The following is a 12,599-nucleotide window of genomic DNA, read 5'->3' on the forward strand; positions in this document are numbered from 1 at the left end:
AAGCGACCCACCGACCTGGAACAACAAATATTTAACTAAAAAGGTGGGAGCTCATTCATAAAGCCCTCAGCGCGCACCTCAAGATACTTATCCAGACGCCCATAATATTGTCGGAATACAGTACCAAGCTCCTTTCCCACCTTATCCTTGACGTCAACATATCTGGCATCCGGATTGGCCTCAAGCAACTCATCGGCCACTTGATTCCAGACAAGCAACCGAATCAAATAAGATTCTTTCTCCTGCGAGGGATGAACCAACCCAAGCTCTTCAATATCATTGTTCATAATTTAAACTCTCCTTGTTATTAACAACCCCAAATCCGGGGCACACGGAGAACTTATATAAAACAACCATCCACTACAAGATCTCCAGCCTTTAAAATTAGAACAAAACAATTAAGCAAACAACTCACCTTGCAACTCATCCAGCAACGCCTGAATCGCATCCACTCGTTGTTGCGGATCATCAAGTTGCAACAGGTCGATCTTGTCCAGTTCGGCAAAAGGCAGCAGGTACGCCAACTGATTGGCCAGTGACTGTTGCCCGGTCGCTTCGGTGCCCATGTTCAAGGCTTCGACCATCGGGTGTTCAGCCAGGGCCTGAGCAACGCCACCAGATCGGCGTCCTCGTCCTGCAGCGGCTGCTCCGGCTCGTCTTCCAGCCAGTGCAAAGAGGCCGGGTAACGACGTAGTGTCGCGCCAACTCATTTTTGGAGTAGGCGCCGGACAGCCAGTCGCCTATGAACCTCGCTCTCTGATCCATTGGGGACTCTCGATTCCAGGGCATGGTCAGGCAGCTCCTGACCACATTTTTGCACCTGTAAACGATATCTTCCCTTGCAACTCATACCGGGTAGCTGCTGCTCAATGCTTTTCGCCATCAATCAATTGGAGATTGATGGCGATACCCCGACAGCAAAAAACCAGGCAACGTTACAAAAGATTCACATCTTCTGCCTGCATTCCTTTGGCACTTGGAACGGCCTTGAAAGATACTTTCTGCCCCGCTATGAGACTTTTGAATCCGTCAGCCTTTATTGCTTTGAAGTGAACAAAAAGGTCGGAACTTCCATCATCAGGCGTGATAAACCCGAAGCCCTTCTCATCACTGAACCACTTGACTGTACCTGTTGTCATTTTCGTGCTTCCGCTTGCTTAATAATATATAGATCAAGAGACAACAACCCATCGTATCGCGTCGGGACACTTTTCCAGCACAATGACCCCGTAGCATTCCAGCGACACAAACGATCGGACATTGCCGCCGTCAACTTTCTTCGGCATCAACGATTTCAAGGTTGATGGCGTAATACCTTCCATTATCTCCCCGACATAGTTCGTAGCTCACCAATTGCCCGGGCTTGATTTTCAGCTTGTCGAGCTCAGCCTGATCAAGGGAAAAAAACACCTCATGCTCCTCGAGCCCCTCAGTGAAGTTTTCTGTATCAGGAGACCCTGATGAATTTGTTTTTTCCATATCTACTCCAAGGGTAAGCCAGCCCCACAAAAAATTGCATTCGTGCTTACCAGCAGCTCGTTATAGCCCAGCGGAGCGTTTAAACAACATTCACGTCCTCTGCCTGCATTCCTTTAGGCCCTGGGATCGACTTGAAAAATACTTTCTGCCCCTCTTTAAGGCTTTTAAAACCATCAGCCTTTATTGCGCTAAAGTGAACGAAAAGGTCCGCACTGCCATCATCAGGCGTAACAAACCCAAACCCCTTTTCATCATTGAACCACTTGACTGTTCCCGTTTTCATTTCTCGCTTCCACTTATTGAATATACAAATATCGTTAAAAAATCTCGCCATTGCGCGCAGCTTTTTTTATAAGTCGACTACTCACACACTCTTGGCGCGAGCGCGCACTCATGCAAAATTCAGAATGACACTCTATAGGCCTTTGCATTCAACCAAGCGCGACATTCGCTGAAATGACTCTGACATCCCCTTGTCCAACTCAGGATTTGCAAACCGGAGTGCAAGCCCTCGAACTTGCTATAGCATTCATCTTCAATACCTTAAGTTACCCCACCAAAACGTGAGAACTCAGAAGCTATTTCAAACGACACTGCAATGCAATGCAGGCACGAAGCCAAAACCGCTACTAATTGCGACTGACCGTTAATCACACTCAAACTTTATAAGTGTGTAATTATTTGTCATACAACGCTGACTGAAACGTCAAAAAGCCAGAGCAAACAAGTGCTCCACATGAAATGAATTACTTTACACATTACTATTTTCTACAACTAAGCAAACAACTCCCCTTGTAACTCGTCCAACAATGCCTGAATTGCATCCAGTCGTTGCTGTGGATCGTCGAGTTGCAGCAGGTCGATCTTGTCCAGTTCCGCAAATGGCAACAGGTAGGCCAACTGATTAGCCAGCGATTGTTGCCCGGTCGCTTCGGTGCCCATGTTCAAGGCTTCGACCATCGGGTGCTCCGCCAGAGCCTTGAGCAACGCCACCAGATCGGCGTCCTCGTCCTGCAGCGGTTGCTCCGGCTCGTCTTCCAGCCACTCGACCTCGGCGACGGTCAACTGATCCCGTTGTACTTCGGTACGCAAAACGTGAAAGCGCCGACCGCCCTGGACCCGAATCCCCAGCAGGCCGTTGTCCTGCTGTTTGAAATCGGTGATCAGCGCTTCACAACCCACCAGCGCGTAGCCGGCCGGGGCGATTCCGACTTCTTCGCCATCGAGGATGCACACCACGCCGAACCCGCCACCCTGCTTCATGCAGCGGCCGATCATGTCCAGATAGCGCGCTTCGAAGATCTGCAAATCGAGGATGCAACCTGGGAACAGCACTGTGTTCAACGGAAAAAGCGGCAGACTCATAGATATTTCCTTACACGACCATCGACACCGCCAGCGGCAGGAAAACCGCCGTGGCCACACCCATCAGGCTCATTGCCAGCGCCGCGAAGGCGCCGCACTCTTCACTTTCCTGCAACGCCACCGACGTGCCGACCGCGTGGGCCGTCATGCCCAGTGCCATGCCCCTGGCTTCCGGACTTTGCACGCCGAGGCGAGTCAACAGGGCCGGGCCGAAAATCGCCCCGATCACACCGGTAATCAGGACGAACACCGCTGCCAGCGCCGCGACCCCACCGATCTGTTCAGCCACCAGCATCGCAATCGGCGACGTCACCGACTTCGGTGCCATGGTCATCAGGATCATGTGCTCGGCACCGAACCACCACCCCAACAACACGCCCATACCCGTGGCCACCACCCCGCCTATCACCAGCGTAGTAAATATCGGCCAGAACAACTGCCGAATCCGTCGCAGGTTGAGATAAAGCGGCACCGCCAGCGCGACAGTGGCCGGACCGAGCAGGATGCTCAGGATCTCGGTGCTTTTGCGGTACTCGGCGTAAGTCAAGCCGCAACCCACCAGCACACCGATCACCAGCAACATGGAGACCAGCACCGGCTGCAAAAAGATCCAGCGGGTTTTCTCGAATGCTGCAAGGACGAGTTGATAGGCACCGAGGGTGATACCGATGCCGAATAATGGATGGTGAATCACCGAGGCCCAGGCGCCGTGCCAGTCGAAGATCATTGGTTGTCCTCGGAGTGCGCGTGACGCTTGACCATGCGCTGCATCAGCACCCCGGCGAAGGCCATCGAAAGCAACAGCGACAACACCAGCGCACCGACGATGGCCCAGAAGTCCGCCGCGATGTCAGCGGCATACACCATCACGCCCACGGCCGGCGGCACCAGCAACAGCGGCAGGTAGCGCAGCAGGCTGCCGGCCGCCAGGTTCAGTGGCTCGCCGACCTGTCCGCGGCAGATGAGGTAAACCAGCAACAGCAGCAACCCCACAATCGGCCCCGGCAGCACAGGCAGAAACAAATGATTGATCGCCGTGCCGAGCAATTGGAACAGCACCAGCCACGTCAGGCCCCGTAACAACATCAAAGATCTCCCGCAAAATCCGTCACCCGCATTGGCTTGGCATTATAAGCATGCTCACGCTATAGACCGGCATTCGCCAAAAGCATGGCCAGTTGACCGCGACGTTCAGCCATGTTGATCTAAAGTGGTAAGCCGGGAGGTCAAATCCCCCCAACTCAAAACTATAAAACCGATGAACCCAAGGAGAGTCTCAATGCCCTATGTTCCAGTTGCAGAGCTCAAAGATTATGTCGGCAAGGAACTTGGACGTTCCGAATGGCTCACCATCGATCAGGACCGCATCAACCTGTTCGCCGAAGCCACAGGGGATTTCCAGTTCATCCACGTCGACCCGGTCAAGGCCGCGCAAACGCCATTTGGCAGCACTATCGCTCACGGCTTTCTGTCGTTGTCGCTGATTCCGAAGTTGATGGAAGACATCCTCGTCATGCCACAAGGCCTGAAGATGGTGGTCAACTACGGCCTCGACAGCGTGCGCTTCATCCAGCCGGTCAAGGTTAATTCGCGGGTACGGCTGAAGGTCGACCTGACCGAAGTCATCGAGAAGAAACCCGGCCAATGGCTGCTCAAGGCCACCACCACCCTGGAAATCGAAGGTTCGGACAAGCCGGCGTATATCGCCGAACCCCTGTCCCTGTGCTTCGTGTAAACCTTCCGGGATGCGAAGCAGCTCCTGCTGTTTCGCGCCCTCTTGCGGTACCTCGCCCTATATAAGGACACATGGCTGCGGCATACTCCCTCGCCTAATTGCCCGGAATCCGCTATGCGCCCACTTGCACTCCTTGCCTTGACCCTGATGCTCACCGCTTGCGGCGACGGCGAATCTCTTTTGCCCCCCGACGCACGCCTGCCGGACGGCGGACGCTATCGCGGTGACCTGGTCAATGGCTTGCTGCAAGGCAAGGGTCGCATCGACTACCCGAACGGCAGCTGGTACGCCGGCGAATTCGACAAAGGCCAGTGGCAGGGCCAGGGCGAATGGCATGGCAGCAATGGCGAAGTCTATCGCGGGCAGTTCAATCAGGGACTGTTCGACGGCCAGGGTGCACTGACCACCAACGCCAACAGCTACAGCGGCGGCTTCAAGGCGGGTCGCCGCGACGGCGAAGGCACGCTCAAAGAAAACGGCATGAGCTACCGCGGTGAGTTCAAGGCCGATCAATACGCCGGCCTGGGTCGCCTCGAACTCGAAGACGGCAGCTCCTATCAGGGCCAGTTCGCCCACGGCAAACCCAACGGCGAAGGCCAGCGCGGTGACGGCAACGGCAATCAGTTCACCGGGCACTTTGTCGACGGCCAACTGGAAGGCAACGGCACGTTCAACAGCGCCGATGGCGACATCTATGTCGGCAGCTTCAAGAACAATCAACTGCACGGCAAAGGCCGCTACGAAAACGCCGACGGCGATGTGTGGCTGGGCCAGTTCAAGGAAGGTTCGCTGAACGGCAAGGGCGAGTTGATCGGCACTGACGGCAGCCACTACATCGGCCAGTTCAACGACTGGCGCTTTTCCGGCCAGGGCCGGCTGAACCTCGCCGACGGCAGCTTTTACACCGGCCAGTTCGACAACGACAGCTACCAGGGGCGTGGCACGCTGGTGCTGACCGATGGCACCGTACTCAGCGGCACCTGGATCAATGGCCAGCGCGTGCGCGACGCCGAGGGCAAACTGCTGCCTGACACACTCGAGCTCGGCCTGTTGGCACAGGGGCGCTTGCTCGACGCAGCGCTGGCCAACATTCCGCCCTCGACCCCGGCGGTGGAGCTGTATTCGTTGACCCTGGGCGGTGATGGCAAGCAAAGCGTGTTTCTGCGCGAATCCGACTACGTCGCCAATATGCTCTCCACCCGTTTCGGCGCCTTCGGCCAGATCCGCCTGGTGAACCATCGTGACCACCTCGCCGACCGCCCGATGGCTACCCGGGAGAACCTGCGTCGCGCGGCCCTGGCGCTGGCTGAACGCAGCGGTCCGGAAGACCTGATTTTCATCTACCTGACCAGCCATGGCACCAGCGAACACGAACTGGTACTGGACCAGCCGCGCATGGAACTGGCCGATCTGCCAGCCGACGAATTGGCCGCTGTTCTCGCCCCGCTGAAAAACCGCGACAAGATCATCGTGATTTCGTCCTGCTACTCCGGCGGTTTTATCCCCGCTCTCAAGGATGAACGGACCCTGGTCATGACGGCCTCGCGGGCTGACCGAGTCTCCTTCGGGTGCTCGGAGGAAGCCAACTTCACCTACTTCGGCGATGCCCTGTTCGTCCAGGCCCTGAACCAGACCGATGATCTGGAACAAGCCTTCAAACGAGCCAAAGCCACTGTCGCCGAGCGTGAACTGGCGGACGGCTTCGAAGCATCCGAACCACAGATCTGGGCACCGAAAACCGTCCTCTCGCACTGGCAACTATTGCGCAAACAACAGGCACGAAAAGCGCTGCAAAGTGCATCCATGCAAAGCAAGGATGCAAACAGCAACTAAGCTGAACAGTATCAAGGGAGAAACACTATGTACTTGACGCCTCAGCATGTGCTGCTCGCCGGAGCCACCGGTTTGACGGGTGAACATCTGCTCGATCGCTTGCTCAGCGAGCCAACGATCACCCGGGTTTTGGCCCCTTCACGCCGGCCACTGGCCAAACACCCGCACCTGGAAAACCCGGTCGGCGACCCGAGGGCGTTCCTGCCACAACTGAACGGGCGGGTCGATATAGCCTATTGCTGCCTGGGCACCACGATCAAGCAAGCCGGCTCGGAGGAGGCGTTTCGCGCAGTGGACCTGGACATGGTGGTGGCATTCGCCAAACGGGCACGGGAGATGGGCGCACGGCACCTGATCGTGATCAGTGCCCTGGGCGCCGATCGCCGATCCTCGATTTTCTACAACCGGGTCAAAGGCGAAATGGAGTACGCACTGCGCGCGCAGGACTGGCCGCAGCTGACTATTTGCCGCCCTTCGCTGTTGCTGGGAGATCGCGTTGAGCCGCGCCTGGCCGAGAAAGTCGCCGGCCCCTTGTCACGCCTGATCCCCGGTAAATACCACGGCATCGAAGCCTGCCAACTGGCCCGCGCCATGTGGCGTCTTGCGCTCGAAGAGCAGGATGGCGTGCGGATTGTCGAGTCGGATGAGTTGCGCAAACTCGGCAAGTAATCCGCGGATCTGTGGCGAGGGGGCTTGCCCCCGTTCGACTGCGCAGCAGTCGTAAATATGGAACTCGCGGTGTATCAGAAAAATGGAGATGGCCGGTTTTGGGGTTGCTCCGCAGCCCAACGGGGGCAAGCCCCCTCGCCACACCCTTACAACCCACCCGTTGCCTGAAAACTCACCCCGATCACCGTCAGCAACGACAGCGGCAACAGCAGTGTGTCGAGCAACGCACTGGCCGGCAGATCAACGCCCGGATAGCTCGGCGCTTGCGCGCCGAAACGGTCCATTGCGCAACAACCGCCATTCATCGCATACAAATCCAGCCGCGTCCCGGCGTACACCACCGGCGCCCCCGGTTTGGCCGCATCGAGGGTGCGCACCGTGGCGCACCCGGCCAATTGCAGCACCAGCGCCATCACCAACAGCTTATTCATCGCTGGTGAGATGATGCTCGCCCCAACGCGGGAGCATGTCCTGAGGAATATTCAGCAGGTTAAGGATCCGTGCCACGACGAAATCGATCAGGTCGTCGATGGTTTGCGGCTGATGATAAAAGCCCGGTGATGCCGGCAGGATTGTCACGCCCATGTTCGACAACTTGAGCATGTGCTCCAGGTGAATGCTCGAATACGGCGCCTCGCGAGGCACAAGAATCAGTTGGCGACGTTCTTTGAGCGTCACATCGGCAGCACGCTCGATCAGGTTGTTGCAGGCGCCGCTAGCGATCGCCGACAAGGTGCCAGTGGAGCACGGCACCACCACCATCGCCGCTGGCGCGCCGGAACCCGAGGCTACCGGCGACATCCAGTCTTCCCTGCCGTACACCCGAATCTGCCCGGCGACGGCCCCCGTGTACTCGGTGAGAAATGCCTGCATCATCTGCGGTTTGGACGGCAGCGTGACGTCAGTTTCGGTCGCCATCACCAACTGCGCGGCCCTGGAAATCAGGAAGTGCACTTCACGATCTTCCCGCACCAGGCAGTCGAGCAGGCGTAAACCGTACTGGGCGCCTGAAGCACCGGTCATCGCCAGGGTGATGCGGTCCGGGCCGTTGTTCATTTGAGTGCCTCGGCCAACTTGCCGTGAAGGCCGCCGAAGCCGCCGTTGCTCATGATGACCACGTGAGTCCCGGGTTGGGCCTGGCTCTTCACACGATCGATGATGCCCTCAAGGGAGTCGCTGACAATCGACGGCACAGTGCACAGTGCCGCGGTGCCCGCCAGGTCCCAGCCGAGGTTGGCGGGTGCGTACCAGATCACCTGATCGGCATCGACCACGCTTTCCGGCAATCCGTCACGGTGTGCGCCAAGTTTCATGGAGTTGGAGCGTGGCTCGATGATCGCGATCAACGGTGCATCGGCGATGCGCTTGCGCAGGCCGTCCAGCGTGGTGGCGATGGCGGTCGGGTGGTGAGCGAAGTCGTCATAGATGGTGATGCCACGGACTTCCGCGACTTTCTCCATCCGGCGTTTCACGCTTTTGAACGCGCTCAATGCGGCAATGCCCATGGATGGCACCACACCGACGTGGCGCGCGGCGGCCAAAGTGGCCAATGCATTGGCGACGTTGTGCTGGCCAGTCATGTCCCACTCCACCACACCCTGGGTGACGCCTTCGAACATCACTTCGAACCTGGAGCCATCTTCACTGAGCAACTTGACCTGCCACTGACCGCCGGCGCCGGTAGTTTGCACCGGGGTCCAGCAACCCATTTCAATGACGCGCTGCAACGCCGGCTCAGTGGTCGGATGAATCACCAGGCCTTCGCTCGGGATGGTCCGCACCAAGTGATGGAACTGCCGCTCGATGGCCGGCAGGTCCGGGAAGATGTCCGCGTGATCGAACTCAAGGTTGTTCAGGATTGCCGTGCGCGGGCGGTAATGTACGAACTTGGAGCGCTTGTCGAAGAACGCACTGTCGTACTCGTCGGCTTCGATGACGAAGAAGGGTGTATCACCCAGGCGTGCCGACACCGAGAAGTTTTGCGGTACGCCGCCGATCAGGAAGCCCGGGGCCATGCCTGCATGCTCCAGCACCCAGGCCAGCATGCTGCTGGTGGTGGTCTTGCCGTGCGTACCGGCAACGGCCAGCACCCAACGACCTTGCAGCACGTGATCCGCCAGCCATTGCGGGCCGGAAACGTACGGCAGGCCTTTGTTCAGCACGTACTCCACCGCCGGGTTGCCCCGGGACATGGCGTTGCCGATTACCACCAGATCGGGGGCCGGATCGAGTTGCGCCGGGTCATAGCCTTGTGTCAACTCGATGCCCTGGGCTTGCAGCTGAGTGCTCATTGGCGGATAGACGTTGGCATCGGAGCCCGTCACGTGATGGCCCAGTTCTTTGGCCAGAACCGCCATTGACCCCATGAAAGTGCCGCAGATACCAAGAATATGAATGTGCATAGTCGACCTCGTAAAACTTGGTCGCAGGTTAGCTTAGGGAGGGGAAAATCGCACCTGATGTTTCAGAGTTGAGGACGCCGCCCGGAGCAATCCCGCTCCCACATTGGCTTTATAGTGAACACAAATCTGTGAACACCTCCGGGCAAATGTGGGAGCGGGCTTGCTCGCGAAAGACCGCGACACGGTTTACCGGGCAATACCGTGTTTACGCAGCTTCCGGTAGAGGGTATTTCGACTGACCCCCAACTGCTCCGCCGTATGCGTCATATGCCAGCGTGTCTGCTCCAGTGCACTGAGTAACGCCAGCCGCTCGGCATCCTCCAGCGGATGCTCCGATGGCTCTTCGATAGCCTGCGCCACCGCCGGCCTGGCCGAACGGATCATGGCCGGCAAATCTTCCAGACCGATCCGTCCGTCCTCACACAGGGCCGCTAGCGTACGTAGTACATTGCGCAGCTGGCGTACGTTGCCCGGCCAGGCAAATCCCAACAAAGCCTCGCGTGCCGGCCCGTCAATCAACACCGCTTCTCCGTGCGCCTCTTCGGCCAGTAAAAAATCGAGCAACTGCGATTTATCACTGCGATCACGCAAAGCCGGCAGCGCGACTTCCAGCCCGTTGAGGCGATAATACAAATCCTCGCGGAAGCTGCCGTCCTGCACGCGATCCAGCAAATTACGGTGGGTGGCGCTGATGATCCGCACGTTTACCGCTTCCGGCTCGCCACCGATCGGCACCACCTGCCGGTCCTCCAGCACCCTGAGCAATCGCGTCTGCAGGGCCAGTGGCATGTCACCGATTTCATCGAGGAACAAGGTCCCGCCGTCGGCCTGCTGCAACTTGCCACGCATGCCTTCCTTGCGTGCGCCGGTGAAGCTGCCGCCACGGTAACCGAACAGCTCGCTTTCGATCAGGCTCTCGGGAATGGCCGCGCAATTGAGGGCGACGAAGGCTTTTTCCGCCCGCTGGCTGGCGTGGTGCACCGCTTTGGCGAAGGCCTCCTTGCCGGACCCGGTTTCGCCGTTGATCAGCAGCGGCACGTCGCGCTCGTACACGCGCAAGGCCTTGCGAAAGTCCGCCTGCAAGGTCACATCATCCAGGCAAATGCCCGACAGGCGCGGTGCCGGTGCAGCCTTGGGAGCAGGCTCCATCGGAGTCGGCAGCGACCGCCGCGCCTCGCCGCGCAATACCGCGAACAACTTGCGACCATCACGGGTACGCAATGGCCAACTGGCTGCGGCATTGATACTCGCCCGCCCCAGCAACTCATCGAGCGAACAATCGAAAAACGCCTCCACCGGTTTACCCAGCAAGCCGCCGCGAATGTGCCCCAGCAGGTTCAGCGCACTCTGATTGACCGCGCAGATGCGTCCTTCTCCGTCGAACGCCAGCAGCCCTTCGCTGAACAAACCAACGGACTCGGCCTGCAAGTGAAAACGCAGCAACCATTGATTGTCGAAGCAGCGCAGGAAGTAACAGCTCTCGATCATCTTCGCCGACAGATTGACCAGCGCCATGGTGTGGAACTGACTTTGCCGCGAAACGTCGCGCCGCGCCGACGACACGTCGAGCACCGCCAGCAATTCGCCATGGGGATCGAAGACCGGGCTCGCCGAACAGGTCAGGCCAGTGTGGCGGCCGCGAAAGTGTTCGTCCTGATGGATGGTCAGCGACTGACGTTCCACCAGGCAGGTGCCGATGCCGTTTGTGCCTTCGCAGGCCTCGCTCCAGTCGGCACCGAGCCAGAGCCCGGCACGCTCGAAAATCTGTCGTTCGGCAGGCGCGGTGACGCAATTGAGGATCACGCCGCGAGCGTCGGTCAGCAGCACTGCATGGCCGGCACCGGAAAGTTGCTGGTGCAGGCTGGTCATTTCATTGCCAGCGATGTGCAGCACTTGCTGCAAGCGTTCACGGCTTTCGAGGACACGACCGTGTTCCAGCACCGTCGGTGCGATGCTCAGGGCCGGGTCGAGGTGATAGTCCTCAAGGCAGCGCAGCCACGAGCGGGCGATGGACGGGTCACTGCCAGGGCCATGCAGGTGGGCCTTGCCCTGAGTGACGGTCAGAACCTGCTGGGCATGGCGACTCAAATGGTTGTCGTGCATTTCTTATTGTTCTCCCCCCGAAAGGTGTACACGTTCCCTGTAGGAGCTGCCGCAGGCTGCGATCTTTTGACTTTGATTTTTTCAAGATCAAAAGATCGCAGCCTGCGGCAGCTCCTACAGGGGTGATGCAGCGTCAGTCCTTGTGATTGCCCGAGCATCCTCCAGCCGGGGCCGCATTGCAATGCTGGCAAGACCACCCGGTCACAGGCTGTGCCAGAAGCGGTACAAAGTGTCACGCCAGCTGTACCGAAAGCGTCACAGGTGCACTCCATCCGTCCGACAAAAAATGCGCAAGGCCTTGATTTGCCTGAGCTGCAACGCACTGGCCCGCCCCTTGCTCTACGCTTATAGCAAGCGCACATGCGCGACTCCCTATAAGCACAAAAGCAAGGAGAGACCACCATGCGTTACGCTCACCCCGGTACTGAAGGCGCTATCGTTTCGTTCAAAGCCAAATACGGTAACTACATCGGCGGCGAGTTCGTCGCGCCTGTCAAAGGTCAGTACTTCACCAATACCTCGCCAGTGAATGGCCAACCGATTGCCGAATTCCCCCGCTCCACGGCCGAAGACATCGACAAGGCCCTGGACGCTGCCCACGCAGCCGCCGATGCCTGGGGCGCCACGTCCGCCCAGGCGCGCTCGCTGGTGCTGCTGAAAATCGCCGACCGCATCGAACAGAACCTGGAACTGCTGGCAATTACCGAATCCTGGGACAACGGCAAAGCCGTACGTGAAACCCTCAACGCCGACATCCCGCTGGCCGCCGACCATTTCCGCTACTTCGCCGGCTGCATCCGCGCCCAGGAAGGCAGCGCTGCCGAAATCGACGGCAACACCGTGGCCTACCACATCCATGAACCCCTCGGCGTGGTCGGCCAGATCATCCCGTGGAACTTCCCGATCCTGATGGCCGCGTGGAAACTCGCCCCGGCTCTGGCTGCCGGTAACTGCATCGTGCTCAAGCCCGCCGAGCAGACCCCGCTGGGCATCACCGTGCTGGTCGAACTGAT

General features: G+C 58.5%; 15 protein-coding genes and 1 pseudogene. 4 read left to right on the forward strand and 12 right to left on the reverse strand.

Going from position 1 to position 12,599, the window contains the following annotated elements; genetic code table 11:
- Positions 1-35: 35 nt before the first annotated feature.
- From AC07YV_RS20700 to AC07YV_RS20735, 8 genes and pseudogenes are all read right to left on the reverse strand, one after another.
- Positions 36-287, reverse strand: a complete 252-nt coding sequence (locus AC07YV_RS20700; RefSeq protein ID WP_102700930.1) for a hypothetical protein — start codon at positions 285-287, stop codon at positions 36-38.
- Between the two features lie 111 nt (positions 288-398).
- Positions 399-679: pseudogene (locus AC07YV_RS20705) on the reverse strand (LON peptidase substrate-binding domain-containing protein); the annotation flags it as partial.
- A 256-nt stretch (positions 680-935) separates the two neighbouring features.
- Positions 936-1,139, reverse strand: a complete 204-nt coding sequence (locus AC07YV_RS20710; RefSeq protein ID WP_102700929.1) for a cold-shock protein — start codon at positions 1,137-1,139, stop codon at positions 936-938.
- Positions 1,140-1,269: 130 nt separating this feature from the next.
- The gene (locus AC07YV_RS20715; RefSeq protein WP_102700928.1) at positions 1,270-1,479 is read right to left on the reverse strand and encodes a hypothetical protein; all 210 of its coding nucleotides are present in this window, start codon (positions 1,477-1,479) and stop codon (positions 1,270-1,272) included.
- A gap of 79 nt (positions 1,480-1,558) precedes the next feature.
- Entirely contained in the window at positions 1,559-1,762 is a 204-nt protein-coding gene (locus tag AC07YV_RS20720) for a cold-shock protein (protein ID WP_102700927.1), read from the reverse strand.
- Positions 1,763-2,253: 491 nt separating this feature from the next.
- Positions 2,254-2,844, reverse strand: a complete 591-nt coding sequence (locus tag AC07YV_RS20725) for an LON peptidase substrate-binding domain-containing protein (protein WP_007998442.1) — start codon at positions 2,842-2,844, stop codon at positions 2,254-2,256.
- Between the two features lie 10 nt (positions 2,845-2,854).
- Positions 2,855-3,571 carry an LrgB family protein gene (locus AC07YV_RS20730; RefSeq protein ID WP_102700926.1) on the reverse strand — a complete coding sequence of 239 codons (717 nt, stop codon included), beginning with the start codon at positions 3,569-3,571 and terminating at the stop codon, positions 2,855-2,857.
- A complete protein-coding gene (locus AC07YV_RS20735) occupies positions 3,568-3,930 on the reverse strand; it encodes a CidA/LrgA family protein (protein WP_015096984.1) in 363 nt (120 codons plus the stop codon). Before AC07YV_RS20735 ends, AC07YV_RS20730 begins: the two co-directional genes overlap by 4 nt.
- Before the next feature lie 193 nt (positions 3,931-4,123).
- Between AC07YV_RS20735 and AC07YV_RS20740 the strand changes: the two genes are divergently transcribed.
- The 3 genes from AC07YV_RS20740 to AC07YV_RS20750 all read left to right on the forward strand — a co-directional run bounded on the left by AC07YV_RS20740 (position 4,124) and on the right by AC07YV_RS20750 (position 7,081).
- Positions 4,124-4,579: a MaoC family dehydratase gene (locus tag AC07YV_RS20740; protein WP_007979717.1), complete on the forward strand. Its 456-nt coding sequence runs from the start codon at positions 4,124-4,126 to the stop codon at positions 4,577-4,579.
- Positions 4,580-4,693: 114 nt separating this feature from the next.
- Entirely contained in the window at positions 4,694-6,412 is a 1,719-nt protein-coding gene (locus tag AC07YV_RS20745) for a C13 family peptidase (protein WP_102700925.1), read from the forward strand.
- Between the two features lie 27 nt (positions 6,413-6,439).
- Positions 6,440-7,081, forward strand: a complete 642-nt coding sequence (locus tag AC07YV_RS20750) for an oxidoreductase (protein WP_102700924.1) — start codon at positions 6,440-6,442, stop codon at positions 7,079-7,081.
- 146 nt (positions 7,082-7,227) lie between these two features.
- On the opposite strand, the gene AC07YV_RS20755 is transcribed toward AC07YV_RS20750, so the two are convergent.
- The 4 genes from AC07YV_RS20755 to AC07YV_RS20770 form a co-directional block, all read right to left on the reverse strand.
- Positions 7,228-7,512 carry a YceK/YidQ family lipoprotein gene (locus AC07YV_RS20755; protein WP_102700923.1) on the reverse strand — a complete coding sequence of 95 codons (285 nt, stop codon included), beginning with the start codon at positions 7,510-7,512 and terminating at the stop codon, positions 7,228-7,230.
- Complete coding sequence (ubiX, locus tag AC07YV_RS20760) at positions 7,505-8,137, reverse strand: flavin prenyltransferase UbiX (protein WP_015096988.1); 633 nt, start codon at positions 8,135-8,137, stop codon at positions 7,505-7,507. The genes AC07YV_RS20755 and ubiX overlap by 8 nt, the downstream gene beginning before the upstream one ends.
- Complete coding sequence (gene mpl / locus AC07YV_RS20765) at positions 8,134-9,483, reverse strand: UDP-N-acetylmuramate:L-alanyl-gamma-D-glutamyl-meso-diaminopimelate ligase (RefSeq protein WP_102700922.1); 1,350 nt, start codon at positions 9,481-9,483, stop codon at positions 8,134-8,136. Before mpl ends, ubiX begins: the two co-directional genes overlap by 4 nt.
- 186 nt (positions 9,484-9,669) lie before the next feature.
- Positions 9,670-11,586 carry a sigma-54-dependent Fis family transcriptional regulator gene (locus AC07YV_RS20770; RefSeq protein WP_102700921.1) on the reverse strand — a complete coding sequence of 639 codons (1,917 nt, stop codon included), beginning with the start codon at positions 11,584-11,586 and terminating at the stop codon, positions 9,670-9,672.
- A gap of 402 nt (positions 11,587-11,988) precedes the next feature.
- On the opposite strand from AC07YV_RS20770, the gene AC07YV_RS20775 reads away from it, so the two are divergent.
- The coding region (locus AC07YV_RS20775) for an aldehyde dehydrogenase family protein (protein ID WP_146025382.1) at positions 11,989-12,599 on the forward strand (611 nt) is incomplete at its 3' end.

The organism is Pseudomonas sp. GW456-E7, assembly GCF_059424105.1.